Here is a 24,965-nt window from a genome sequence, read left to right on the forward strand (position 1 = left end):
ACTATTTACCATTTATTTGCTCAAAGTATTTCTTAGCCTTTTGCTTGTAATAAAAATTAAGCTCAGGCGAAACGCTTCTAATCAGTTCTGTTTGTTTGGTACGTTTCTCTTCATACTGTTGAAGTGCTTTTATATAGCCCGGCGGAATATTTTTGCCCGCCTTACTTAAGCGCTGTTTATCTTGCTCGCGTTCCTGTTCTGCCTTTTCTGCCTCTAATAAACGACTTTTTATTTGTTCCTGGCGCTTAATTGCATCATCTGTTATACGTCTGTTTACGAGATCCGTCTCTGTTTGTTCCATCTGCTTGGCAATTTTATCCAAATCGCCCGGGTTACCCTTGCCATCTTTCAACGCATCGCGATTGTATTGCTGCAGCGCCTGCCTTATAGCCTGCTGCTCGCGTGCCATACGCGCAAACTGTTCGCTTTGGCTTTGATGCTGGCCTTTCGCCTGGTTTTGTCCCTGGCCTTGCAGCGCCTGCCATTGCATTTGTTCGCGCATTTGCTGCATGTTGTTATTAAGTTTTTGCTGCATTTGGCTTAATTGCTGCATACTTTGTTTTGACTTACCCTTGCCACTTTTTGCATTTTTCATACTGTTTTGCAGCTGGTCTAACACCTCATCCAACATCAGTGCCAAATTGTTCATAGCGGTCATCGCATACTGTTGGTCGCTCACCGCTTCGGGCGTGCGCCTGTCGCCCAGCTTTTCTAATGCCTTTGTAATTCGGTCATTTACTGATGTGATCTCTGTATTTACGGTCGATTGTATTTGCGGCACCCTTTTACTTAACGCATATAAACTGTCTTCGGTTGTTTTGAGGTTGTCTTTTATGTTCTTTTGGTGTTGTGTAAGATTTACGTAGTCGGGGTTAGATGCGTTTGTGCTTTTAAATGTCTGCATTAATTTTTCTTGTGCGAAAGAGCTGTTTACCAAGTCTTTCAGTAATCCACGAAGCTGACGGGCATCGATGTTAAGTTCTTCACCCTCTTTTTCCTCATTGTCTTTTTGCAGTTTCCGGCCAAGTTGTTCTAAAGATTGCGCGGCTTGCTTTTGCGACTCTGAAGCTTTTTTGCTGTTGTTCTTGCTGATCTGGATCCCGGCGTCATCCATTTGCTGGTCTATTTTCTGCTCATCCGCTTTTGGGCTATCAAATTTATTTTGCTGATCATCTGCTGTAGATTTTTGTAGGTCGTCCAGTGATTTCTTTACGCCTTCAAAATCCTTTTTAAGCTGTTCCTGCTTTTGCTGCATGGTTTTACTTTCGACCTTTTGATCAGCGGTTTGCTCTGCAAGCTTTTGCTGTTGTTGCGAAAGCTCATTTAACCGGGACACCTGCTCATTTAATCTTTGTTCAAACTCAAGCTTCTTGTATAGTTCCAACATGCGGTCCAGTTCTTTTTTCAGCGATTTGTTGTCGCTTTGCATTTTGGTCAATTCTCGCCGGGTACTTTCTTTCTGTTCCTGCTGAAGCATCTCTTGCAGCCGTTGGAGCATTTGCTGCGTTTTCTCATCAAGCAGATTATCCATCAGCTTATCCAACTCATTTTGCATTTTGGTTACCTGCTCAGTTTGTTGTTGGTTTTGCTGGCGGTTATAAACATTCTTTTTATTCTCTGCCTGGGCTTCTTTGACTAAGGCGTCTAACTCCTTTTTTTTATCCATCAGGTCCTGCACCTGTTTCTTTTCATCAAATGTCAGATCGCGCTTGTTCAGTAAAATCTGATTAAGGCGTTGAGATTCGCGTTCTATCTGGGATGCCATTTTTGCCGCGGACGCCATTTTTTGTTTCACCTGCTGCGAGCCGGCATTCAACTGAGCCGCTAACTGTTTTTCCGACGGAATAGACAATTCCCGCTCTGGTGTGCGCGTTGCCTTTGGCCCCGACACACCGTCGTTGTCGGTCACTTCAAAAAAATAACTCACGCGATCACCCGGGGCAGCTTTGATCGCAGCGATATTCCAATAATAAAAAAATGATGATGATGTGCCGCTTAAATCCGCTTTAACTAGTTGGGAAAAACTAGACTGTCGGCCATCTTGTGTTTGTACTTTGTAATGAAATTTGAGAGAGCTAAATCCATGATCATCCTGGATCTTGCCTGTAAAGTAAAGCGACTTAATGCTTACCGAATCTTGTTTTTCTTCTACAGCAATTGCAGGAGCTTCATCGGCTATTATATTAATGTGGTAAGCAGACGAATCCGAAATCGCAGAACCATTAATTGGCGCGATTACATATGCAGAAGGCTTAAGCATCCTGGCAGAGTAAATGAACGTTCCTTTATCGGATGTAATTAATTTTTTCTGTTCGTTGTTTAGCGTAAACAACACGGCATCAGCGTTTTGAGTTACAATGCGCCAACTAACGGTTGTCCCGGCAGGGACAGTCAGCTCGCCGGCGTTTGCTAAGGTTTCATTTTTTTTATGCAAGTAAGCAGGGTACGCTAAATGGGCATCCAGCCGCAATAGTGATGGACGGGCGGTTACGCGGATGTTATATTTCAACGATGTATAACCTCCACCACTAAGTTTAAAGCTTGTTGTTTGCTGCAGGTTACTAAAATGATATTTAAACCGGCTAATTGAAATCTTTTCTGTTTTGAAAACGTGGCCATCACTTTCAATATAAATATCAGACGGGAACTCATTACCTGTTAACCTAACATTCAGATCAAGATCGTTTCCTTGTGTAACGGCCAAAGATTTATTCTCGATATTGAAATTAAAGGGCAAAGGCGGCGCAAAATATTGGTCATGTTTTACAAGGCGTTTAGTGCTTTCTGACAGAATTGTTGGAGCGGCAATAGCGACAATGACCACTATAGAAACCGGAATGAAAACCCATTTTAAATACTTTCGATTAGCCCGAAGGTTTACCGCCGACGGAAACCTCACGGGGCGCAAAGTGTCAATTTTTTGATTGATACTTGCCTCTATTAAATGTTTGTGATGCTCGTCATGCCCTGCAAGGGTATTTAATTGTAGTGTATTAAGAAGCTTATCTTTTATTTCTGCGAAATGCCGCCCTATTATTTCTGCCGCTTGTTCATGACCTATGGTCCTTCCCAACTTTTGCCATAACAACAGGGGCGGCATAACCAACGCGACTACGATGAGAACGTTTATCAGAATAAAAAAGTAAAAAATTACGGTGCGTGTAACGGAGTTAAAGTGACCAAAGTATTCGCTTAAGGCTGCAATAAAATATCCAGAAAATAAGACAGCAGCCCAAATGATAAGTCCGCGCAGCAACTTATTTAAATAGTACCTGCGTATAAAGGCATCTATTTTTTCTATTAATAACCGGTAATTGCTTTGCTGCATTTAAAAACGTTGCGATAAGATAACGCCAACTATACACGTGTAATTGTCAGGAGTAAAATAGTAAGGCTATATTTACACCCGTTCCAAAATACAAAAATTTGAAAAAGCATAAACCAATCCCGTCTATTATTGCTGCTACCACTGTATTTTTCGCCTGCATCTGGGTTTCTTGTTCTCAACCTAAGACCACAGCCACTGACAAACCCAAACAAGATACTGCCATGGTGACTAAAGCTGACACTTCGCACCTGGTGGGCATGTGGCTGGATGAAGACATTAAAACTGATAATGGCGATCAGGTGGCTTACCAGATAGTAACCAAAGGGCCAAAAACCTACATCCAGGTAATTACATTCAAAGAAAAAAAACTTAGTGTTAACGACAACCCCGAAATTGGTCCGTCTGCAATGGAAGTGCGTAAAGAAAAGAACAAATACATCAGCATTGAAAATTCGAAAGATGTGTATCTAATAGAAAACTCCGGTGATTTGTTGATCTATGATGTTACCGGGTTTATCGCAAAGTGCAAAAGAATGTTGTAGAAGAGCCAGCACATTCGGCATCTCAAAGGGCGAGATTTCTTAGATGCTATTCACCGCTGAATCGTTACTTTTTTTGACCGCCGAAAGAGGAGACTAAGAAACATGCCGCAGTGATTTTACGAAACAGCTTCCACCCCTTGCACCTTAACCCTTTTCTGCGCTGCGATAAGACTCATTAACAGCAGCAAGCCGATGATAAAGAACCCATCCAATACCAATGCGGAGTCGCGCATTTCATGAGTGACCGCTTCTACAAAGCCAAACGTAAATAGCCCGACAACTATTGACAGCTTTTCTGTAACATCATAAAAACTGAAGTAAGATGCAGTATCGGGAATATTAGGGGGAATAAATTTAGAATATGTAGACCTTGACAGCGATTGTACACCGCCCATCACAATACCTACCAACACCGCCGCTACGTAAAACTGATTAGCATTAGCGATAAAGTAAACACCCAGACAGATCAGCGTCCAAAACGCAACAATGCCTGTAAGTGCTTTTACGTTTCCATATTTCGCGGAAAGCTTTGCGGTTGCAGCGGCACCAATAATGGCCACTACCTGGATGATGAGAATAATGGCGATCAAGTTTTCGTCAGGCAGGTGAAGCTCTTTTGCGGCGAAGTTCGCGGCTACCAGCATAATGGTTTGTACCCCAACTGAGTAAAAAAAGAAAGCCGGCAAAAAGCGTTTTAATAATGGTAGTTGCTTTATCTTCTCCCAAACCTTGGCTAACTCTTTAAACCCACCTGTAAATACATTGTATTGATGCGAACCGGCATTTGGCGTTCCTTTTGGCAATAGATAAAAGGCGATAAAAGAGAAACCTATCCACCATATGCCAACGATTAGAAATGAAACGCGTGCCGCATGGTCTTCTGTTATACCAAACTTGTCGTGCAATTCTACAACGGCCAGGCAAATGATCTGTACCACAATGCTTCCGGCAAAACCATAAATAAAACCCTTTGCGCTAACGCTGTCCTGCTTGTCTGTTGTGGCGATTTGAGGAAGGTATGAGTTATAAAAAACAAAGCCTCCGCAATAACCTACCGAAGCCAGGCCGAAGCAGATCATCCCGAACTCGAAGTTGTCCATTGTGAAAAAATACAGGCCCGCGCAGGCCAGTGCACCTAACCACGTAAATGCTTGCAGATAACCTTTTTTGTGACCCTTATAATCTGCTATAGATGTAAGTATGGGCAACAGCACCACAATGATCAGGTATGATAGCGCCAAGATATAGTTAGACAATACCGTGTTTACATAACTATGCCCGAAAAATGAGACCGTGTCGCCATGTTTATTAGCAGTAATGCCGACATAGTAAGCAGGAAAAATGGTCGATGTGATCACCATGTTATAGGCTTGGTTAGCCCAATCGAACATGGCCCAGGCCCAGATGGTGCGCTTGTTGTTTTTTTCGGGAACCACGCTCATTTGAATAATGAATATCGAATAGAGAACACCGAATGAAAAAGGTGTATCGCTCTAAAATTAGTTCGAAATTCGAAATGGGACATTCGATATTCTATTTAATTCCGTAATGGTCGTTCATCAACTTTACAAAAATGCCACCCGGTAATACTTTCTTTAAAGTCGGCACAATGGTCTGCCCTATAGCGCCTACCAAATAGCTGTGGGCAGGGCTGCTCTTATCAACTATCTTAACAATTTGCGCTGCCAGTTTTTTAGGATCGGCACCAATGCTTTCATCTTTTTCCATGGCAGCAACGGCAGCGTTGAATTCGCCTTCCAATTTTTCGTTCTTCAACGTAAACGGAACCTTTTCGCGGTTGCCGGTAAAATCAGTTTTAAAGTCGCCGGGATTAAGTACACTAACCTTTACCCCGGTGTTCTGCAACTCCATGCGTAAACTTTCAGAGTATCCCTCTATTGCAAATTTAGATGCGCTATACAGCCCCTGGTATGGCAGCCCAAACAAACCGGCTAATGAACCAATGTTGATTACCAGACCTTTGGCTTGCTCTATCATGTGTGGCAAAACCGCGCTGCACACTCGTACCACGCCAAAAAAGTTAACCTCGAATTGCTTCTTCGCAAAGTCGACCGGCATTGCATAAAGCGGGCCGGTTATGCCATTACCGGCATTGTTCACTAAGACATCAATCCTGCCTTCCGCCTTTATGATTTGAGTAATTGCATCATTAACAGAAGCATCATCGGTAACATCAAGCGCAATTGGTTTGAACGATACAGCTTTAATTTTTTCGATATTGCGCGATGTGCCGTAAACAGTGTGGCCTTTTTCTGCAAGCGCATTTGCCGTTGCCAGCCCAAGGCCCGATGACGCACCGGTTACCAGGATTACTTTTTTCATTTTGGGGTTTGAGGTGTTAATTGATTAGAATTATCGTAAAGATGCAAAAATTAGCGTATAGTCTATGGCAGCAAAAAATCAAATAATTGCGCGCTCATGTAAACTTCATAAAATAAAATCTATATTAGCCACCGTTAAATACATTAGGATTTAACATTGTGATAAGGTTTAGGTAAAGCCCCCAAACAGCGAGTGTGAGGGGGCTTTAATTTTTATACAACTTTTAGGTTTAGCAATCAAAGCCGATAATTCATAAAATCACTTATATTTATCGGTATACATCTACTTTGCATGATTGCCAGGCGACCGTCTTTATCTGACAATGAATTATTAGCCATTCTGTCGCTCTCGCACAACGCAACAGCTATTTATACTACAGAAGATCTGGTCATTGAAGCCGCCAATGATGCTATGCTTGCATTTTGGCATGCAGATAAAACGGTTATCGGGCATAAACTGGAAGAAGCCGTTCCGATATTATCGGGCAACCCGCTTTTAGATCTTTTAAAAAATGTTTGGCGTACCGGCCAAACTTACCAGGCACAGGAAGTCCCGGTTGTTTACCGCGAAAAAAAACAAACCGTTTACTTTGATTTTGAGTACCGTGCGATAAAAAATCACGAAGGCCGCATCCATTGCATTTTGCACACAGCCAATGATGTTACCGAGCGCACACTAAAAAATCTGGCAAAAGTAGAATTCAGTCAGCACCGCCTGGGGCAAATGGTTATGTCGTCTCCGGTTGGTATGACCATTTTGCGCAGCCGCTACCTGATAGTGGAGATCGCGAACGACCCGATGCTGGAAATCTGGTCGCGCAAACGCGAGGAGGTTTTAGGCCGCTCGCTGATAGAAATATTTCCGGATCAGATCGACAGACGTTTTCCGTCCATGATCTACAGTGTGTTCGACTCCGGCGCGCCTGTTACCATGTCCGAAGTATTCATAGAGATCGCTGATAAGAATGGGAACAAGAGCAGTGGCTATCTGAGTATTTCTTACAATCCATTGTTTGACCCCGAAGGAAACGTCGAGTCCGTTTTAATTACTGTCAACGATGTCAGCAAAGCAGTTGCAGCCCGCAAAGAGGTAGAACAAAACAGGGCCGCGTTGCAAAAATTGATTGAGGAACTGGCGGCGACCAATTTAGAATTTGAGGCTATAAACCACGAGTTGGAAAGCACTAACAATGAGTTTGTGCTGATAAATGAAGAGCTTTCTTCTACAAATGATGAACTGGCCTTTGCCAATGAAGAAGTAATTAAAAGCCGTGACACCCTAAATCTGGCTATTGAAGCAGCAGACATTATAACCTGGCGAGCCGACCTAGGCACAGGTGAATTCACCATGTCTGATAATGGTGCTGAATTGGTCAACGCCATAGGCAATAAATTATCCTTTGAGTCATTTTTAGAAACCGTAGGCGCCGGCCACCGTGAACGTATAAATCAAGTGATCAATAAGGCCATCGCCAATAAAAAGAAACTCAATATAGAGTTTCAGCTGAAGTCGGCATCGGGCCAAAAGAAGTTGTGGTATAAGCTTAACGCATTGCCGCATTATAGCATAGATGGCACACCAACGTACCTTACCGGCACGCTGCTGGATATCACAGAACAAAAAGAAGATGACCAGCGCAAGAACGACTTTATTGCCATGGTGAGCCACGAATTGAAAACGCCTATCACGTCTCTTAAAGCATATATACAACTGCTGGCGGTGAACGCGCAAAAGGCGGGTGATGCATTTACGGTGAACGCTTTGGCGAAATCCAATGCGCAGATCAATAAAATGACGACCCTGATTAACGGCTTCCTTAACTTGTCGCGGTTGGAGTCGGGTAAAATAAGCTTAGACATAAAACGGTTTGATCTTGCATTGCTGGTAGCAGAAATAGTGGATGAGGCTAAAACGACTCAAAACACACACACAATTATTTACGAGCCATGTGAAGGCGTTTTAGTAAATGCCGATGCCGACAAAATAGGTTCGGTGATCAATAACTTAATTAACAATGCCCTAAAATATTCGCCCCGCGGCACAGAAGTAACAGTGGTGTGCAGTTCAAATACTGCAGAGGCAAGAGTTAGCATAAAAGATCAAGGGATCGGGTTAAGCCCCAAAGATATTGACCGGGTGTTCGACCGATTTTTCCGTGTTGAAGCGCCGCAAATGCAAACCATATCGGGGTTTGGTATTGGCCTGTACCTTAGCGCAGAAATAGTGCGCCGGCATAACGGGCATATTTGGGCAAAGAGCGAGATTGGCAAAGGGTCGACGTTTTATTTTACCCTGCCATTGGCTTAAAACATTTACTTTTACAGCCTTATTTACGGCAGACCCCGGATGAGAGAAGAAGAAAGTATACAAGCAGATATAGAAGCAATTGGGCGCATCCCCGCGATCAACGCCATTTTAGAGGTGGTTTGCCGCGTTACCCATATGGGTTTTGCGGTGGTGGTGCGCGTTACCAAAAACAAATGGGTGGCTTGTGCCGTGCATGATGAGATCAATTTCGGTCTGGAGATCGGCAGCGAATTAAAGCTGGATACCACGCTTTGCCACGAGGTACGTCAGTCGGGCCAGCCGATCATCATTGCCGATGTGGCCAACGATAAAGTTTATGCCAAGCATCATACGCCCGCTATCTACGGTCTGCAAAGCTATATCGCCGTACCAGTCCATAGAAAGAATGGTGAATTTTTTGGGACGCTCTGCGCCATCGACCCCAATCCTGCCAATATTGATAATTCTGAAACCGCGGCAATGTTCAGGCTGTATGCCGATCTTATCTCTTTTAACCTTGCTGCCGATGATGAGGTGTTACACGCAAATGCCTCGTTGCAGAAGGAACGCTCTAAAAGCAACGAACTGAAAGCGTTAAGCGCCAATCTGGTTAACGTAAACAATCAGCTGATTTTCTCAAACAAGCAGTTGCAGCAAAGCGAAGCGCGGTTGCGGATGCTCTACCAGGAATTAGAAGTTGCCAATGAAGAGATTTCTGCAAGTAACGAGGAGCTGACCTCTTCCCGTGACGAGTTGCAGTTGGCGTACGAAAACTTGAAAGAGGTTACCACCAACCTTAACCAGGCGATAGACCTGGCATTGATCGATCTGTGGGCCGTGGATCTTACCACGGGTATTATTGCTATTACCAGCCGCTCGCGCGACTTGCATGGTGTAAGGCACGAGCAGGAGATCAGTTACCAGGAATCTTTGGAATTGGTGTCTCCCGATTTCAGGGATATTGTAGACGAAACCATTAAAAAAGCCATCGAAGAGAAAGGCAGCTTTACGGTTGAATATACCATTACGCCGAAAGATGGCCGCAAGGTACGCTGGTTAAAATCAACCGGGCAGGTTTATACAAATCACCTCGGGGTTCCGGTAAAGATGCAGGGTTTAATGGCCGACATTACCGAACAGAAGGAAGATGAGCAGCGTAAAAGCGATTTTATTGGCATGGTAAGCCATGAGTTAAAGACGCCGCTAACCTCTCTTAACGGATACATTCAATTACTGCAAACCCGCACAGGCAAATATGCCGACTCTTTTCTGGACTCATCGTTGGATAAGGCTAATCGTCAGATAGGCAAGATGACGAAGATGATCAACGGGTTCCTAAACGTGTCGCGGTTCGAGTCGGGAAAGATCCATATCGATCATCAGCAGTTTGATATGAAAGATCTGCTTGCAGACATCGAAGAAGAAACCGTGCCGGCAAATAATACCCATCGGATTACTTTTCATCCCGTTGAAAGCACCGTTGTAAATGGCGATAAAGACAAAATTGGTCAGGTGATCACTAACTTTATCAGCAACGCCTTAAAATATTCCGCACCCGCTACGCACGTTCAGGTAGCTTGTATTGCTGTCGACGGCAATGTTCAGGTTAGCGTGGCCGACGAGGGCATGGGTATTGCGCAAAAGGATATCGACAAATTATTTGACCGGTACTACCGAGTAGAGGGGCACCAGATGCACACCGTATCTGGTTTTGGTATCGGTTTGTACTTGTGCGCGGAAATCGTAGAGCGCCACAACGGTAAAATTTGGGTAGAGAGTGAACCAGGTAAAGGCTCCTCCTTTTACTTCAGCTTGCCGCTTAGTTAATATAGTGACTGGTCACAGGCATTTTATATATTTGCGTTCCGACAAATCTTCGGGATGTAGCGTAGCCCGGTATCGCGCCAGCATGGGGTGCTGGAGGTCGTAGGTTCGAATCCTGCCATCCCGACCAAAATCCTAATCATTCAATCCCTTGCCATTCATGATCAGCGGCATGGCTTTTTCGATGCGCGACTCGCGTGTGGACGATTGTTTTGGCTGAGAAAAATGGAGCAGATAATTGCGTTGCCTGCCCGGAGTGAGTTTTTCAAAAGCCTCTTTTAATGCCGGGATGGTATCTAATTTGGATTGAAACTCTTGCGGCATCTTAAACTCCGCCGTCTTTTTTAATTCGACTTTTGCCCCCGACTTTTCCACGGAAATGGCTGCTGCTATATAGGTTTTTAAGGTTTCGGTCATATCTACGACCTGCACATTGCCGGTAAACCGTATTTGCCTTGCCGACTGTACATTTTCTGTTTGTTGTATCAGAATGTTGCCAGGGTCTGGCATTAAGGATCCTTTAAAAAACAGGTAAGCGCAATATTCCTTAAATGTATGTATAAGTACAATATTGGCCCCATCTAGAGTATAGCACGGGCAGCCCCATTTTAATTCTTCCACGAGGCCGCTATCGAGGGCGAGGGTGCGCAGCGTTTCAATTTCTTGCTGCCACTTCTTTTCCTTATCGAAATAGAAATTTACTTTGGGATTTGCCATGATGGTCTGTAAAGATTACGAATCAAATATCAAAAAACTTTACCAACATCTGGTGAGCTCTAATTCTTAATTGACCATATTGCCGCTTACCAATGAATGAGCTTAAACAACAACTATATAACTACTGCAGGTCATACGCCCAAAACAGGGTAGATATCCTGACCGACGCGATTGAATCTGCCCGGCAATCTGCTGCAGAAGATACTAAAAGCAGCGCGGGCGATAAGTATGAAACCGGGCGTGAAATGCTGCAGCAGGAAACTAACCGCAATACCACATTGCTGAACGAAGCCAACAAGCTATTGGTTGTGCTCAACAGGATATCTACCACAGGCATTTCAAAGACAGCAGACGGTGGCAGTATAGTAGTCACAGACAATGGCAACTTTTATTTAGCCGTAAGCGCCGGGACAGCGATTGTAGCCGGCACATCTTATTTCACCGTTTCGCAGGCGTCACCAATCGGGCAAAAGCTTACAGGTAAAAAGCCCGGCGACACATTTGAAATGAATGGCAAAATATATAAGGTTAAAGAAGTGCAGTAGGAACTAAATTAAGTTGACAATATAATATCACCCATATTTTACGTTATAAATGCGGCAAGTGCTTCTGCACTTGCTATTGTGATAAGGTTTAGGTTGGAATCCCCTGGCAGCGAGTGCTTAGGGGATTTCTTTTTATAAGGAATGATTATTGCTCCAAAATTTAAACCATGGATAAGCAAGACATCATACTACGGCAATACCGCGAAATAAAATCGGCCTTGAATGATAAACTGATATTGCAGGGTTATGCTCCCGTTCATGAGCTGGCCAACGACGAGGTTTTTGGCAGCCGTTACATGATATGGTCTAACAATATGGAAGCTATGCGGCTAACCTGGGATGGTAAAGAGCAATGGTTTATACTGGAGATCACAGAAGACCTGCCACTGCACGCTTTGTCCCGCTGGGACGAAATCGTTGTTACCCCTTTCAACCCCGGCCGGCATACCGCGGCAGACGGTAACGCCATTACCGATGACTTCATTAAAAACCTGGAATAAAAAAGCCGCTCCATTTTCCGGAGCGGCTATGATATTGACGCTTGTTTTTTGGCAAGTGTTTCACTGTTTCACCTGAAACAGTTGAAACACCTGTTCCATACTTTTAAGTATGTGACATGATTTTGCTCTTTATTGATCATCAAGATGTTGCAGCGTTTACCTGCAAGCATTACTTTGTCACTACCTTACAAAAACCGTACGATTTAAGCCTTTGAAACACTGACAAACTGTTGCCAGTGAAACAGTTATACATGAATAAAAAGATCGCCGCCGGGCTTGCGCACTTTTGCGAAACCGCCCATCGGGTCGTCGGCTGCACGGTATCCAATAGCGCCAATAACAGATGAGGTTAGCCCCTTTTCTTTCAAACCCAGGATCTCGTCATACTGCTGTTTGTCGAAACCTCCCATCGGGCAAATGTCTATGTCAAGGTCGGCTGTTGCGGCGACTAATACCCCCAAAGCAATGTGCGCCTGTTCATGCGCCCAGGTTAGTTTTGCTTCAGGCGATAGCTTGTTCACCGTACCCAGCATGCTTTGCTTAAAGCCTTCGAGGCTTTCGTGTGTTACATTGCGTGTTTTTGCAATTTCGTCTATGTAGGCTTGCACATAATTTGCATCTATGTTGGTTTCTGCCGCGAAAACGATCACTTGAGATGAGTCTGTAATTTGCGCTTGTCCATAGCTGGCCTGGCGCAACCGGGCACGAACTTCTGGGTTTTCTATCATCAATATGCGGTAGTGCTGTAAGCCCATTGATGAAGGCGACAGCCTTACGGTGTCAAGCACTTGTTGTAATTTATCCGCGGCAATCTTTTTGGTAGGATCGAACTTTTTAGTTGCATACCTCCAGCTCAGTTTTTCAAATAGCGACATAATTTTTTCCTTCAATAAAGGCAAAAGTATGCGTTGCAACATTTATTATGGTCACTACAGCATCACATTGCTTGCTACATGTACCAAAGGTTGTGCCCTTAAAATCTTTTAGCCTAAAAGATATGGAAATTAATTAGCGATTTTTGTGTTCAGCTTAATAACCCCTTTCATGGAGTAGTTTCTTGCGTTCTTTTTCTAAACGCTTTTGTTCGTTCTTCAAGTCGCGCTGGCGTTGTTTCTCTGCCTTGGCACTATCCTGCTGCACGTCTTTGGTTGAGTCGCGTTTGCCGCCGCCAAACAAGCGCGAGAAAAAGCCCGGTTTCTTTTCTTCGGTTTTCACAGGTTCAGGTGCAGGCATTGGTACAACGCCAGTTTGGTCGTCATCGGCAGGCGCTTTCATCAAGCTATCTATAACGGCAGGATTGGTATCAACCGAAGGTGCAGGCCGCAGGCTTGGCTTAACCCTCACCATATAAAATCCGTAAGCGCTTGTATCGGGCTCGGTCATTCCGTTTTTCGCCATCAAACGGCCTATCAAATTAAAATAACCATGCAAACCCGGGCGCAAAGAACCGTCTGATAAGAACGCGTATAATCCTGATTTCGGTTTTGGAACAATACTGGCCAGGTAAATGCTTTCGCCCAGGCTAAGCTGTGAAGGCGATTTGTCAAAATAATAATGTGAGGCTTCGCCGATACCGTAAACATTTCGCCCCCACTCAATAATGTTAAAATACACTTCCAGCATGCGGTTTTTGCTCATCAGTCCGGCATTATTGATCATCCACACAATGAGGATCTCTTCTATTTTTCGCGAGAGCGTTTTTTGGCGGCTTAAGAAAGCGTTTTTAACTAGTTGCATAGAGATGGTGCTGCCGCCACGCTTGAACTTCTTTTCTTTAAAATCTGTAGCTATAGATTTGCGCAGGGCCTCTTCCACAAAGCCATTATTACGATAGAATGATGGGTCTTCGGCGGTCATAACCGCGTTACGCAAGTCTGGCGCAATATTCTCAAGTGGGGTATAATATGGGTTTGATGGCCCGATTACCCTTGATGGCATAGGCTTCTCTTTTTCATAAGGCGTATATACAAACTCGTGGTTCAGCTTGTCGAAGTCAGTTTTGCCGTATTTAAGGATCTTGAAGTTTTCTTTGTCCAGGCGGGAATCGAACTGGACATTATCCGGGTCTTTAGTGTCCAGGTAAAAGTTAAGCTTGTAATTCAGCTTTCCGCTTACACGCATTCCTTCCAGCGAGTCGAACATGCCCGTTGGGAAAGAGTTCCACAGGTTTTGCGCATCGATCCACCCGGTGTTAATCTTCATCTCATAGATCTTGTGCGGCTTAACAGTATACTTGATATATGGCCGGGCTTCCAGGTTTTTAATGCGGATCACCGAAGAGCTATCCATGCGGATAAAGTTTTCGCCGACAAACAGGTTGGCATCGATGCTGCCGTTTGGCACCACGATATTGTTAGGTGTTACTGCCGGATGATAAATCAGCAAATTGCGGATACCGTAGTAACCGTATATCTGTGTTTCACCACCGCTGCGGTCAAACTTAACCAGGCGTGTATTTAGTGTGTCGAAGTTTAGCTTCAGCCTGAATTTTTTTTCGATCAGCGGCAGCTCAACCTTTTTGTTGTCTGCATACCACTTCACGTCAATTTTCTTATCAGACGATTGCATTTTACCTGCAAAGTGCCACGTCGACTCGCCGTTATTCACCAATATGGTAGAATTAAGCTGACCGTTTTTGATCCGCGCCGTTTTAGCGTTCAGGCTAACGGTGTTGCTGTCATCCGCGAAACTCATGTTAAAGTTTCTCAGGTCCAGATCGTCCGGAATTTTAAATAGGATACCATTAACAACATTGTTTGCCAGCACCCCAAGGTCTGCTTTACCGGTAGATGTGCTGTCTTTCTTCTTTTTAAACAAGAAATCAAAATTGCGTACGCCGTTTTTACTTACCAAGCTTAGAAAGCCGTTATGCAGCGTAACTTCAGATAGTTTAACCGTTCCAAAAACGAGTGGCAAAACCTTTACGCTAACATTAAATGTATCGATATGCAGCAAGCTGTCGCGCTGATCAGGCACGATGGAGATATTGGAAAAGGCGACCGAACTAAGCCCGGTAAACTTGGCACTCCCTATTTTTACATCTAAATTATAGTCGCGCTTTGCTTTTGCTTTAGCTTTGGCAATGGCGCTTTGAAGTAGTGCCTCACGCTTAGAAAAGACTATACTTCCGCCAATAATAAACAACACAACAAGACCGGCAAGTACAAAAAGAGCAATACGGATGTATTTAGGATTGAGGCGATGCATTAAGATAATTTAATCAAACTTATAAAAAAGCGTCTGCATCAAAACGATTTCGACTAAGCTTTATTTCCCTAACAAACTCATACACCCCGTGTTTTGCTAAATTTGCCCCGCTATACATAAATTACAATGCCCATAACCCAACAACAGGTATTAGACGCCCTTAGCCATGTAGAGGAACCCGACCTTAAAAAGGACCTGGTAACCTTAAACATGGTTCAAGACATTGCGATAAATGATAATGACCTGAGTTTTTCTGTAATACTAACCACACCGGCCTGCCCGCTTAAAGGGTTGATAGAGAACGCCTGCCGTAACGCGATCAGTCACTTTATAAGCCCCGAGGTTAAGGTGAACATCAATATGACATCGCGTGTAACCACGCAAAAAAATACCGGCGTACCGGGTGTAAAAAACATCATTGCGGTTGCATCGGGTAAGGGTGGCGTAGGTAAATCTACAGTAGCGGTAAACCTGGCGCTTGGTTTAGCGGCAGCGGGGAGCAAGGTTGGCTTGATCGATGCTGACATCTATGGACCGTCTATCCCCATCATGTTTGGGCTGGAAGGCGCAAAACCAAACGCATCGCAGGTTGAAGGTAAAACACGGATAGAGCCTGTCGAGAAATATGGTATCAAGCTGTTGTCTATAGGGTTTTTCACAGACCCGAACCAGCCGGTGCCGTGGCGCGGGCCAATGGTTTCTACGGCTATAAAACAATTATTTAATGACGCCGACTGGGGCGAACTGGATTACTTGGTTGTAGACTTGCCGCCCGGGACAGGCGATATACACATTACGGTTACGCAAACCTTCCCTGTTACAGGAGCTGTGATTGTCACCACCCCGCAAAATGTGGCTTTGGCCGACGCGCGAAAAGGCATCGGCATGTTTATGATGAACGCTATTAATGTGCCGATATTGGGAATTATTGAGAATATGAGCTACTTCACACCTGCGGAACTGCCTGAAAATAAATATTACATTTTTGGACAAGGCGGGGGCCAAAAGCTTGCCAACCAGATAGACGCGCCATTTTTAGGCGAAATGCCTTTGGTAAAAAGCGTGGCGGAATCGGGCGATGCGGGGCAGCCGTTAATGATGGACGAGGCTAACCCGCTGCGCCAAGTTTTCCTAAATATTGCAGGCAGGGTTGCGCAGCAGGTTGCGATCGAGAACGCAAAGGCAGGAGCATTACCGCGGAACTCTTAATTATACTTGGCAGGTCAGAATTGACACGAGGGCTACACACCACTATTTCTATCCATCACAATAAATAATTACCTTTACTTATTAAATCTGAGTAATGAGTTTACACGAACAAGTTGAAGCAGCATTGGATACCATACGCCCGTACCTGGAAACAGACGGCGGAAATGTGGCCATTGAAGAGATCACTGCTGATAATGTTGTGCGGTTAAAGTTGCTGGGTTCATGCGGTTCATGCCCAATGAGCATCATGACACTTAAGGCAGGTATTGAACAAGCTATAAAAAAGGCTGTTCCCGAAATTACTGCAATTGAAGCGGTAAATCTTACCGATATTAACGACCCTAACGCGGTATTGCCCGAAAATCTCCGCTAACTGTTAAGTTTTGTTAAAAATCTTATTTTGAGCATACCGCCACGCCGGTATTTGCGTTAGTGCAATCAAACTATATGTATATTTGCGGCACTTTTTTTGAGTGATGCCCCTTTGTTAATGAAGCGTTTATCAGGCATATTTATCTTGTTGATGTTTTTCTGCCTGGCAGTAAAAGCACAAAGCACAGAACGGCCGCTGGTGCAGTTCTCCGGCTTGGTGGTAAATGCCGATAGCAGCAAGGTGATAGTGCCATATGTGAACATTACTAATGCTTCTTATCACAACCAATTGAATATGGCCAATTATAAAGGCTACTTTTCCTTTGTTGCGCACGAGCAAGATACCATCCGCTTTACCAGTATAGGTTATGAACCTGTTACTGTGATCATACCCGCTAACGCGAACAGTAAAAGCTTTACCAAGCAAATAGCCATGATACCGCAGATCATTCATCTGCCTGTGGTGCGCGTGTTCCCCTGGGCTACAACAGATGAGTTTAGAAAAGATTTTCTGACCTTAAAGATAGCGGATGATGATCTGGAGAACGCCCGAAAAAATTTAAGCCGCAGCGCGCTGGCTGCCGCGATGAGCACTTTGCCAAGGGACGCGCAAGAGATCCAATCTTTCAATGCCCAGCAAATGCACATGAGCATTGTTAACCAGCATTCGCTGCAGCCAAACCCTTTGCTTAATCCTATTGCCTGGGGTACGTTGATCAAACAGATTGCCGACGGCGACAAAAGCCGCAACAGCAACTAACGTCCTTTCTTAACCGCCGGGAATTTCATTTTATAATCTACCTTGATATTGCCTTTAGAAATATCGGTAAGGCGCTTTTCTATCAGGCGTTTGCGAAGCGGGGTAAGTTTATCGGTGAACAGTTTGCCTTCAATGTGGTCATACTCATGTTGTATAATGCGCGCTGCCATGCCTTCAAAGGTGTCTTCGTGCAGCTGCCAGTTTTCGTCATAATAGCTGATCACAATTTTCGGCTTGCGGTAAACATCCTCACGAATGTCAGGGATGCTGAGGCAGCCCTCGTTGAACGGCCATTCTTCGCCGGTTTCTTCCAAAATTTCGGCGTTGATAAAGACTTTTTTAAAATCCTTAAGCGCAGGTTCATCGTCATCAAAAGGCGTAGCATCAATCACGAACAACCTTTTAGACATACCCACCTGCGGCGCTGCAAGACCTACGCCTTTGGCGCCGTACATGGTTTCAAACATATCTGCAATTAACTGCTGCAAGCCGGGCTCATTTTCTTCGATGTCGACCGCTTTACGCCTTAATACCGGGTCGCCGTAAGCGACTATAGGAAGTTTCATCCTGCAAAAATAGGGATTTACGGGCGGATAAGGAACATGGCGTAGCCATCCACAAATGCCCGCGCTTACTATTTTCTAAACATATTTTGCCTGTACCTGTAAATACTACATATTTGCCCCTTAGGCATAAATGGAATCAAAGGTTTACATAGCAGGCTTAGGTGTAATATCTGCCATTGGTAATAATGTTGCAGAGAACCTTGCATCGCTTAAAAATAGCGAAGCAGGGATTGGCGCTATATCTAATTTAAACACCGTTCATAAAGGGGAGATCCCTGTGGCCGAGGTTAAGCTTACCAACGCGCAACTTGCAGAAAGGGCGGGCCTGAATACAAACATAAGCCGAACAGCTTTATTGAGCAGCGTTGCCGCGAAGGAGGCCCTCGATGATTCGGGAATAAAGGATTTATCCGAAATCAAAATAGGCTTTATCTCTGCCAATACCGTTGGCGGCATGGATAAAACCGAATGTTTTGTTGAGGATTTTTTTAAAGATCCGCAGTCTGGCGATTTAGAGGATGTGCGAAACCACGGCTGCGGCAATATTACCGAGCTGGTTGCAGATCAGTTAGGCATCAACAGTTATGTTACAACCATAAGCACGGCCTGTTCATCATCTGCTAATTCTATTTTTTATGCCGCAAGATTGATCAGAAGCGGGGTGCTGGATGCCGCGGTAGCCGGAGGAGCGGATGCGATCACGAAGTTCACACTTAACGGCTTCAATACGCTAATGATCCTCGACCGCGATCTGTGCAAGCCCTTTGACCAGGACAGGCGCGGATTAAACATAGGTGAAGGCGCGGGATATGTGGTGCTGGTTTCTGAAAAGATCGCACAGATGCTTGACAAAAAGCCTTATGCTATACTTGCCGGTTATGCGAATAAGAACGATGCCTTTCATCAAACGGCAACCTCGCCGGATGGTGACGGGCCATTAATGGCTATGCAAGGCGCACTCGCTAAAGCGAAGCTTAATTCAGCAGACATTAGCTATATCAACCTGCACGGCACCGGCACACCTAATAACGACCAGAGTGAAGGCAAGGCGGTTGAACGTATGTTTGAGGGCAACTATCCGCCCATGAGTTCTACAAAAACCTTTACAGGGCATACCTTGGGTGCAAGCGGTGGAATAGAAGCAGTATTTTCTGTACTAGCGTTAAATCACGGCCTGGTGTTTCCTAACCTTAGGTTCGAACATCAAATGCAAGACATGCCATTTGCCCCGCAGACTACGTTATTAAAGGATCAGCCAATTAACCATGTGCTGTCTAACTCATTCGGTTTCGGCGGTAATTGTACTTCATTAATATTTTCTAAGGCCTGATGAAGATGTACATCCGCGCCGCATCCAGCATTTCGCCGCAAAAAACTTTTGGCGATATTCCTTTTTTGGAAAACATTGTTACGTACAACAGCGCTCGTTTAAAGGCAATAGAACCTGACTATAAGCCCTACATCGATCCGAAGCAGATTCGCCGCATGAGCCGCATTATTAAGATGGGGGTTGCCGCGGCCAGCGATTGCCTGCAAAAAGCAGAAGTCGCTTTGCCCGACGCCATCATCACCGGAACAGCTTACGGATGCGTAGAAGACACCGGTGTTTTTATAACGAGGATCATAGAACAACAAGAAGAGATGCTGCCGCCTACGGCATTCATCCAGTCAACCCATAACACGGTTGCCGCGCAGATAGCGCTAGGGCTTAAATGCCATAACTACAACAATACCTTTGTGCACAAGAGCTTTTCATTTGAAAGCGCTCTGCTGGATGCTAAGTTATTATTTGCAGAATGTGAAGCAGAAACTGCTTTGGTAGGTGCGACGGAAGAAGTAACTGACATCAGTTTTGAGATATTTAACCGCTTTGGAATCTTTAAGAAGGAAGTGGTTAACACTAATCTGTACGACCATACCTGGGGAACCATCTTCGGCGAGGGCGCCGCGTTTTTCTTATTGACGAAGTCCGCATCTGGTAAAGAGCTGGCCTCTTTGGACGCGTTTACTACTTACTATAAGCCCGATAATATTGAGCAAGAGATTGCCTGGTTTCTCAAAGAAAACGATGTTGCGCTGACGGATATTGATCTGGTGATGACGGGCAGGAATGGCCATGAGGATACTGACATAGCTACCGATGAATTAGAAGCGGGAATATTTAGCAGCCTGCAAACGGTAAACTTTAAACACTTGTGCGGCGAATACCCGGTTGCATCGTCGTTCGCGCTTTGGCTCGCCGCAAATATTGTGTCGGCGGGCGCCGTGCCGAAGACGGTGGGCAATGTATCAGGAACGATTAAAAAAGTCTTGATTTGCAACCAATACCAAAATAAGTATTGGTCTTTAATGCTGGTATCTGCATGTTGATGGGGGATCTTTATTATGTTGAGCATGCTCACCATATTGACGAGACGATCACAGCGGATATTACCCTAAATCCAAGCCATGCCATCTTTAAGGGGCACTATCCCGATCAACCCGTCTTGCCGGGAGCGTGTATTGTGCAACTGATTAAAGATGTGCTCGCATCATCTCTTAAGACCGATTCGGTATTAGTTAAGGCTGTTCAAATGAAATTTCTGCAGATGATTGTGCCGCAAGAAAATCAGCGGATTGCTTTGAAAATAGTATACGCTGCTGTAGATAATTACCTGAAGGTCACAGCAACTTTAAGTATTGCCGAAGCTCCGTCTTTCAAATTTCAGGGGAGTTTCAAAACAACCAATACCAATAATCAGTGAAGATTAAATCACTGTGCTTGATGCTCGACGATATAATCAGCCATCGAATTCACGTCTGTCAGGATCTTGCGGCCGTCTTTAGGATCTTTTATTGTAATGCCGTACTCGCGCTTTAATAAAACAATCAACTCAAGTGAATCGATAGAATCCAGTCCCAAACCGTCGCCAAACAACGGCTCATCATTTTTTATATCTGCCGGGGTAAGATCTGTAAGGTTTAAGAACTTAATGATCTCGCCTTTTAACTTTTCTTTTAATGCTTCTTTTTCCATTTTATATACCTAAACCAGGTGTTTCTTTTTAAGGCCGATAAATGCTACCGCCTGAATGACTAATGTAATGATAAGCAAAGGTAACAGGTTTTGAAACACGTCGCGAAGTTGGCCCCCTTCCAAAAACAGCCTGTAATATGCTTCAATAGTCCAATGTAACGGCGAAATGGCCCCTGCTGTTTTAAATGCGTCGGGCATGGCAAAACTTGGTACCATTAATCCGCCGATAGCGGCCAAAATGACGATGGATACCGCCCCAAAACCGTTAGCCTGTTCCTGTGTGTTGCAGAAAACGCCTATCGCCATGGCATAACTTACCGCACACCATCCGCTCAATAAGGTTACTACAAACAACGCGAAGTAATCTGACGGCAGGTTGAGTGTGGGCAAACCTATCAGCGGGAACAGCCAAATGCCCATTGAAAAGATAACCAGTGCCTGGATGAATGTAACCGCCAGGTATGTGACCTGTTTGGATATTAACGCCACCGTAAAGTTGGTTGGTAATGTGCGCAGCCTGATAAAACTGCCGCTGGTTTTTTCGCGAACGATACTGCCGCCTAGCGAGATTACGATAAAGAACATCGCAAAGATGGTCCAGGCGGGCACGTTATGCTGGGTGGAGTTAGGTACAACCGTTGCATCGCCGATTGACACGGGCACCTCTTTAACATTCGCCTGGTTATTAAGCAAGTCTGCCTCGAGTTTTGCAGGCAGCTGTTTTTCATTAATATCGAAATACAATTGACGCAGCGTTTGCCGGCTCTCTACAATTTGCAGCGCGCTGCCTAAAGCACCCTGAATGGAGCGGCGATATGAATCCTGAATGATCGGCTGATAATATAAACTGATAGGCAACGCAGTGATCTTTTGTTGGGCGGTATCTCCCTGTAAACCGAAACTGTTTAACGCCTTGCCGGACACATTTTTCGACTTGGCATTTACCTTTTGAGAATAATCGGCAGGTATCTCGATCGCCAGCAACGCTTCTTTATTACTAAGGCGATGTTTGATGTCTTGTACGCTCTCTGCCTTATTTACAGACGTGAGTTTGAACATGCCTATCTTGTTCATCGTTTCGATAAGCTGACCGCCCAGTTTACCGGTATCTCGGTTACAAACCAGCGTGCTTAACTTGTTTTTGTTGACTAGCTGAAAGGTGCTGTTTTGAATACTGGTGACGATAACCACCAAAGCAACAGGCATGACAAACATGAGCGCGATGCCCACCTTATCGCGCAGCAATATCTTCGTGTCTTTAATTATAGTTGCCCAAAGCTTGTACATCAGTCGCGGTAGCGTTTGCCGGTAAGGTTTAAAAATAAACTTTCCAGGTCTGCTTGCTTATACTCGTCGAGCAGGCCCTGCATAGTGCCGTGAGCAATAATTTTCCCGTCGTCTATCATGGCAACATCATTGCAAAGATCTTCGGCCTCGTTTAACTGATGCGATGTATAAACAAGTGTTGTACCCGCCTCATTAATTTTGAGAAGGTAATCGATAATGGCATGGCGTGTTTGCACGTCAACGCCTACGGTTGGTTCGTCAAGGAATACGATCTGCGGTTTGTGTATAACACCGATGGCCAGGTTTACGCGGCGCTTCATGCCGCCGGAAAACTTGCCAACTTGCTGATGGCGCACCTCTTCGAGGCCTAAGATGTTAAGCAATTCATCAGCACGATGCTTGGCCTCACTTTTTCCCAAACCCGCCCATGCACCAAAAAACGCAAGATTTTCTGCCGGGCTCAATTCCTGGTAAAAAGAAAAATCCTGCGGAATAAACCCAAAGACCTTATTAATGCTGTTGTTATTTTTTAAAACCGGGTTATCCAACAGTGTGATCTGCCCATTAGTAGCGGTAAGCAAACCGGTCATCAGGCTCATTAAAGTTGTCTTGCCGGCACCATTAGGCCCGAACAACCCAAAACGCGACCCTTTGGCTATCTGCAGGTTAAGCCCGCTGATATGGACGCCAAGGTCGCTCTCATAGTTAAACTCAAGGTCTTGTATATTTACGGCTAAAGCCGTGCTGCTTACCATTTAATCTTATTTAACGCCTTAAAGGCCTTTTCTTCTATATCGGCAATTTGCAGTAAATGGTTGCTCATTACATCAAAATCTTTTTGCGAACCGATGCGGCCTTTGTAAATTCCTGCTGCTTGAACGGCAGCGGTGCGCCAAAGGTCGCCGGCTTCTGTAAATTGCTTAGATATGTCTGATAACCCTTTGCCGGGCAAAAAGTTGTCGGCCTCCTGCAAAAACGCACCGTACATGTAACGGAATCCGCCTCCGCCGGTGCCAATCTCTTCCTGCATGCGCACCAGTTGGGCCAAATACAATCCTGCTTTTTGGAGACCTAAGTTATCGCGCCATTTTTTAATGCGTTTGCCGGTGTAACGTATACCTTCCACCCCTGCAAACCAACCGGGTATGCGGAGCATGTTGTTAATGTTTTGTTTAATACCGTGTTTAATGGCCCTGCGGATGGTGTCGTCATTCACCTCCACATGCTTAGCCGGGTAATAGATCTGCCCCTTAGGTGCCAACGCACCCTTAGCGAAACGCACGCGTTCCAATTCGTAACTCGTAAGGCTGGTCGGCGTTTCCATAATCGGATCGCTGATGAGGTAATTATCGCCTTCCTGGCCGAATACTACCAGGTTATGCGCGTTAAAGTGGAAGCGATATTCTTTAGGGAAATAGGATAAGTAATACACCCCTACCTGGCAGCCAACCGGCTGCTTATTTTGCAAGGCTTCTTTGAGAAAGTTTTCTGCCTGTTCTTTGGATCTGAATTTCTTTTGGATAACAGGAATGCCCAACGCTTTGCAAGTACGCTTGAAGATAAGGCCCGGAAAAGTTCTGAAAGCAATAGCAGGTCCGTTATTGATCTTGATCAATGGGATATACGCATAGAACAAACCCGCACCTATGCCGAACGCCAACGGCTCTGTTATTTGGGTAGCGCCTGCGTTTTGCAGCAAGCCTGATGTAACGCCCGATTCGCAATGAGCTGATTGATGGTGTACAAAATCAGCTTTCATTAACGGTCATTTGCTTAAGGTCTTGCACCTTAACATTAAACGCCTCGGCGTATTTTTCCAGTTTTTTATTTGATAGCTCGTCAAACACTTCCGGTTTTAAATGACGTTTAATTTGCCATTGCCAAAAGCCGGTATAGCTGGCTAGCAGCGCAAGATCCATCAACCTGTATTCCATAAAAAATAAAAGCGGGCTGGCTTCTTTGTTCAATACCTTTTGGCGGGCATCTGCGATACGCTTATCTATATCGCTCCATGCGGTGTCCAGCGCATCTATCTTCACGTCCCATCCACGGCTAAGTTCAGTCGTGTATTTACCTTCACTATCGGTCGCATAGCAAACCTCGCGGGTGAGTTTACCCAGTGAGCTTAGGTCTTGCGGAACGTCTTCTTTTTTCATGCTATCTCAAGAAATTTATTATTGACATAGACTGTCCGAATAAAAAAAAGAAAAATGGCACTTTAACTACAGCTACTTTAACGCAAGCTCTAAAAATGTTAATCGGTGCCTGGGAAACGCCACGCGCCTCCATGTAATCAAGTCTTTTGTATATTAATTTCACGAAAAAGTACAGAATAAAAAAAACAACAACGGAACACTTGATGTGAAGTATTCATTTGGAGTTAACATGTATTGCATTTGAATTAGACCCGTATGAATAACACTTATGGCTATATAAGCAACTATGCAGACTTGAAGCGTTTTT

The 24,965-nt window shown here is 44.7% G+C and carries 23 protein-coding genes and 1 tRNA gene; 12 read left to right on the top strand and 12 right to left on the bottom strand.

The genetic code is table 11. The features are described from left to right. Position 1: 1 nt before the first annotated feature. On the bottom strand, positions 2-3,328 hold the full coding sequence (locus GO620_RS14540; protein WP_157524490.1) for a DUF4175 family protein: 3,327 nt from the start codon (positions 3,326-3,328) through the stop codon (positions 2-4). 98 nt (positions 3,329-3,426) lie between these two features. Between GO620_RS14540 and GO620_RS14545 the strand changes: the two genes are divergently transcribed. Continuing rightward, positions 3,427-3,870: a hypothetical protein gene (locus GO620_RS14545; RefSeq protein ID WP_157524491.1), complete on the top strand. Its 444-nt coding sequence runs from the start codon at positions 3,427-3,429 to the stop codon at positions 3,868-3,870. A 116-nt stretch (positions 3,871-3,986) separates the two neighbouring features. Here GO620_RS14545 and GO620_RS14550 read toward each other — a convergent pair whose 3' ends face one another. Together GO620_RS14550 and GO620_RS14555 are read right to left on the bottom strand one after the other, a co-directional pair. Beyond that, complete coding sequence (locus GO620_RS14550) at positions 3,987-5,312, bottom strand: MFS transporter (protein ID WP_157524492.1); 1,326 nt, start codon at positions 5,310-5,312, stop codon at positions 3,987-3,989. 91 nt (positions 5,313-5,403) lie between these two features. After that, a complete protein-coding gene (locus tag GO620_RS14555; protein WP_157524493.1) occupies positions 5,404-6,213 on the bottom strand; it encodes an SDR family oxidoreductase in 810 nt (269 codons plus the stop codon). Between the two features lie 291 nt (positions 6,214-6,504). Here GO620_RS14555 and GO620_RS14560 point away from each other — a divergent pair, with 291 nt between their 5' ends. The 3 genes from GO620_RS14560 to GO620_RS14570 all read left to right on the top strand — a co-directional run bounded on the left by GO620_RS14560 (position 6,505) and on the right by GO620_RS14570 (position 10,453). Further along, positions 6,505-8,520 carry a PAS domain-containing sensor histidine kinase gene (locus tag GO620_RS14560; RefSeq protein WP_157524494.1) on the top strand — a complete coding sequence of 672 codons (2,016 nt, stop codon included), beginning with the start codon at positions 6,505-6,507 and terminating at the stop codon, positions 8,518-8,520. Between the two features lie 39 nt (positions 8,521-8,559). Next, positions 8,560-10,326, top strand: a complete 1,767-nt coding sequence (locus tag GO620_RS14565) for an ATP-binding protein (protein ID WP_157524495.1) — start codon at positions 8,560-8,562, stop codon at positions 10,324-10,326. A gap of 50 nt (positions 10,327-10,376) precedes the next feature. Further along, a tRNA-Pro gene (locus tag GO620_RS14570) sits at positions 10,377-10,453 on the top strand. Positions 10,454-10,458: 5 nt separating this feature from the next. On the opposite strand, the gene GO620_RS14575 is transcribed toward GO620_RS14570, so the two are convergent. Then, positions 10,459-11,040, bottom strand: a complete 582-nt coding sequence (locus GO620_RS14575) for a YdeI/OmpD-associated family protein (RefSeq protein WP_157524496.1) — start codon at positions 11,038-11,040, stop codon at positions 10,459-10,461. A 92-nt stretch (positions 11,041-11,132) separates the two neighbouring features. Between GO620_RS14575 and GO620_RS14580 the strand changes: the two genes are divergently transcribed. Both GO620_RS14580 and GO620_RS14585 read left to right on the top strand, forming a co-directional pair. Continuing rightward, positions 11,133-11,585: a 3-oxoacyl-ACP synthase gene (locus GO620_RS14580; RefSeq protein WP_157524497.1), complete on the top strand. Its 453-nt coding sequence runs from the start codon at positions 11,133-11,135 to the stop codon at positions 11,583-11,585. A 167-nt stretch (positions 11,586-11,752) separates the two neighbouring features. Continuing rightward, positions 11,753-12,085: a hypothetical protein gene (locus GO620_RS14585; RefSeq protein ID WP_157524498.1), complete on the top strand. Its 333-nt coding sequence runs from the start codon at positions 11,753-11,755 to the stop codon at positions 12,083-12,085. Between the two features lie 245 nt (positions 12,086-12,330). On the opposite strand, the gene GO620_RS14590 is transcribed toward GO620_RS14585, so the two are convergent. Then, positions 12,331-12,960: an NAD(P)H-dependent oxidoreductase gene (locus GO620_RS14590; RefSeq protein WP_157524499.1), complete on the bottom strand. Its 630-nt coding sequence runs from the start codon at positions 12,958-12,960 to the stop codon at positions 12,331-12,333. Between the two features lie 154 nt (positions 12,961-13,114). Continuing rightward, positions 13,115-15,292 carry a transglycosylase domain-containing protein gene (locus tag GO620_RS14595; RefSeq protein WP_157524500.1) on the bottom strand — a complete coding sequence of 726 codons (2,178 nt, stop codon included), beginning with the start codon at positions 15,290-15,292 and terminating at the stop codon, positions 13,115-13,117. A 126-nt stretch (positions 15,293-15,418) separates the two neighbouring features. On the opposite strand from GO620_RS14595, the gene GO620_RS14600 reads away from it, so the two are divergent. The 3 genes from GO620_RS14600 to GO620_RS14610 all read left to right on the top strand — a co-directional run bounded on the left by GO620_RS14600 (position 15,419) and on the right by GO620_RS14610 (position 17,633). Beyond that, positions 15,419-16,501 carry an Mrp/NBP35 family ATP-binding protein gene (locus GO620_RS14600; protein WP_157524501.1) on the top strand — a complete coding sequence of 361 codons (1,083 nt, stop codon included), beginning with the start codon at positions 15,419-15,421 and terminating at the stop codon, positions 16,499-16,501. A gap of 94 nt (positions 16,502-16,595) precedes the next feature. Next, on the top strand, positions 16,596-16,874 hold the full coding sequence (locus tag GO620_RS14605) for a NifU family protein (protein WP_157524502.1): 279 nt from the start codon (positions 16,596-16,598) through the stop codon (positions 16,872-16,874). A gap of 117 nt (positions 16,875-16,991) precedes the next feature. Next, on the top strand, positions 16,992-17,633 hold the full coding sequence (locus tag GO620_RS14610; protein WP_157524503.1) for a hypothetical protein: 642 nt from the start codon (positions 16,992-16,994) through the stop codon (positions 17,631-17,633). On the opposite strand, the gene def is transcribed toward GO620_RS14610, so the two are convergent. Continuing rightward, positions 17,630-18,199, bottom strand: a complete 570-nt coding sequence (gene def, locus GO620_RS14615) for a peptide deformylase (protein WP_157524504.1) — start codon at positions 18,197-18,199, stop codon at positions 17,630-17,632. The genes GO620_RS14610 and def overlap by 4 nt on opposite strands. Before the next feature lie 130 nt (positions 18,200-18,329). On the opposite strand from def, the gene GO620_RS14620 reads away from it, so the two are divergent. Genes GO620_RS14620 through GO620_RS14630 form a run of 3 tightly spaced genes read left to right on the top strand, consistent with a single transcriptional unit; the run spans position 18,330 to position 20,943 of the window. Next, positions 18,330-19,529, top strand: coding sequence for a beta-ketoacyl-[acyl-carrier-protein] synthase family protein (locus GO620_RS14620; RefSeq protein ID WP_157524505.1), 1,200 nt, complete (start codon positions 18,330-18,332; stop codon positions 19,527-19,529). Next, complete coding sequence (locus GO620_RS14625) at positions 19,529-20,569, top strand: beta-ketoacyl synthase chain length factor (RefSeq protein WP_198173536.1); 1,041 nt, start codon at positions 19,529-19,531, stop codon at positions 20,567-20,569. The genes GO620_RS14620 and GO620_RS14625 overlap by 1 nt, the downstream gene beginning before the upstream one ends. Next, a complete protein-coding gene (locus GO620_RS14630) occupies positions 20,569-20,943 on the top strand; it encodes an ApeI family dehydratase (RefSeq protein WP_198173537.1) in 375 nt (124 codons plus the stop codon). Before GO620_RS14625 ends, GO620_RS14630 begins: the two co-directional genes overlap by 1 nt. A gap of 8 nt (positions 20,944-20,951) precedes the next feature. Here the strand turns inward: GO620_RS14630 and GO620_RS14635 are convergent, their stop codons facing one another. Genes GO620_RS14635 through GO620_RS14655 form a run of 5 tightly spaced genes read right to left on the bottom strand, consistent with a single transcriptional unit; the run spans position 20,952 to position 24,658 of the window. Further along, positions 20,952-21,215 carry a phosphopantetheine-binding protein gene (locus GO620_RS14635; RefSeq protein ID WP_157524507.1) on the bottom strand — a complete coding sequence of 88 codons (264 nt, stop codon included), beginning with the start codon at positions 21,213-21,215 and terminating at the stop codon, positions 20,952-20,954. A gap of 9 nt (positions 21,216-21,224) precedes the next feature. Beyond that, positions 21,225-22,502: an ABC transporter permease gene (locus GO620_RS14640; protein WP_157524508.1), complete on the bottom strand. Its 1,278-nt coding sequence runs from the start codon at positions 22,500-22,502 to the stop codon at positions 21,225-21,227. After that, entirely contained in the window at positions 22,502-23,257 is a 756-nt protein-coding gene (locus GO620_RS14645) for an ABC transporter ATP-binding protein (RefSeq protein WP_157524509.1), read from the bottom strand. Before GO620_RS14645 ends, GO620_RS14640 begins: the two co-directional genes overlap by 1 nt. After that, positions 23,251-24,261 carry a BtrH N-terminal domain-containing protein gene (locus tag GO620_RS14650; protein WP_157524510.1) on the bottom strand — a complete coding sequence of 337 codons (1,011 nt, stop codon included), beginning with the start codon at positions 24,259-24,261 and terminating at the stop codon, positions 23,251-23,253. The genes GO620_RS14645 and GO620_RS14650 overlap by 7 nt, the downstream gene beginning before the upstream one ends. Next, positions 24,251-24,658: a hypothetical protein gene (locus GO620_RS14655; protein ID WP_157524511.1), complete on the bottom strand. Its 408-nt coding sequence runs from the start codon at positions 24,656-24,658 to the stop codon at positions 24,251-24,253. The genes GO620_RS14650 and GO620_RS14655 overlap by 11 nt, the downstream gene beginning before the upstream one ends. Positions 24,659-24,965: the final 307 nt, after the last annotated feature.

This window comes from Mucilaginibacter ginkgonis (assembly GCF_009754905.2).
Classification (GTDB): Bacteria; Bacteroidota; Bacteroidia; order Sphingobacteriales; family Sphingobacteriaceae; genus Mucilaginibacter; species Mucilaginibacter ginkgonis.

Coding starts and splice junctions, on each gene's coding strand:
- GO620_RS14630 (WP_198173537.1), top strand. CDS start 20,569: ATGGGGGATCTTTATTATGTTGAGCATGCTCACCATATTGACGAGACG.
- GO620_RS14600 (WP_157524501.1), top strand. CDS start 15,419: ATGCCCATAACCCAACAACAGGTATTAGACGCCCTTAGCCATGTAGAG.
- GO620_RS14580 (WP_157524497.1), top strand. CDS start 11,133: ATGAATGAGCTTAAACAACAACTATATAACTACTGCAGGTCATACGCC.
- GO620_RS14565 (WP_157524495.1), top strand. CDS start 8,560: ATGAGAGAAGAAGAAAGTATACAAGCAGATATAGAAGCAATTGGGCGC.
- GO620_RS14635 (WP_157524507.1), bottom strand. CDS start 21,215: ATGGAAAAAGAAGCATTAAAAGAAAAGTTAAAAGGCGAGATCATTAAG.
- GO620_RS14585 (WP_157524498.1), top strand. CDS start 11,753: ATGGATAAGCAAGACATCATACTACGGCAATACCGCGAAATAAAATCG.
- GO620_RS14560 (WP_157524494.1), top strand. CDS start 6,505: ATGATTGCCAGGCGACCGTCTTTATCTGACAATGAATTATTAGCCATT.
- GO620_RS14550 (WP_157524492.1), bottom strand. CDS start 5,312: ATGAGCGTGGTTCCCGAAAAAAACAACAAGCGCACCATCTGGGCCTGG.
- GO620_RS14590 (WP_157524499.1), bottom strand. CDS start 12,960: ATGTCGCTATTTGAAAAACTGAGCTGGAGGTATGCAACTAAAAAGTTC.
- GO620_RS14595 (WP_157524500.1), bottom strand. CDS start 15,292: ATGCATCGCCTCAATCCTAAATACATCCGTATTGCTCTTTTTGTACTT.
- GO620_RS14605 (WP_157524502.1), top strand. CDS start 16,596: ATGAGTTTACACGAACAAGTTGAAGCAGCATTGGATACCATACGCCCG.
- GO620_RS14555 (WP_157524493.1), bottom strand. CDS start 6,213: ATGAAAAAAGTAATCCTGGTAACCGGTGCGTCATCGGGCCTTGGGCTG.
- GO620_RS14640 (WP_157524508.1), bottom strand. CDS start 22,502: ATGTACAAGCTTTGGGCAACTATAATTAAAGACACGAAGATATTGCTG.
- GO620_RS14650 (WP_157524510.1), bottom strand. CDS start 24,261: ATGAAAGCTGATTTTGTACACCATCAATCAGCTCATTGCGAATCGGGC.
- GO620_RS14610 (WP_157524503.1), top strand. CDS start 16,992: ATGAAGCGTTTATCAGGCATATTTATCTTGTTGATGTTTTTCTGCCTG.
- GO620_RS14575 (WP_157524496.1), bottom strand. CDS start 11,040: ATGGCAAATCCCAAAGTAAATTTCTATTTCGATAAGGAAAAGAAGTGG.
- GO620_RS14540 (WP_157524490.1), bottom strand. CDS start 3,328: ATGCAGCAAAGCAATTACCGGTTATTAATAGAAAAAATAGATGCCTTT.
- def (WP_157524504.1), bottom strand. CDS start 18,199: ATGAAACTTCCTATAGTCGCTTACGGCGACCCGGTATTAAGGCGTAAA.
- GO620_RS14620 (WP_157524505.1), top strand. CDS start 18,330: ATGGAATCAAAGGTTTACATAGCAGGCTTAGGTGTAATATCTGCCATT.
- GO620_RS14645 (WP_157524509.1), bottom strand. CDS start 23,257: ATGGTAAGCAGCACGGCTTTAGCCGTAAATATACAAGACCTTGAGTTT.
- GO620_RS14625 (WP_198173536.1), top strand. CDS start 19,529: ATGAAGATGTACATCCGCGCCGCATCCAGCATTTCGCCGCAAAAAACT.
- GO620_RS14655 (WP_157524511.1), bottom strand. CDS start 24,658: ATGAAAAAAGAAGACGTTCCGCAAGACCTAAGCTCACTGGGTAAACTC.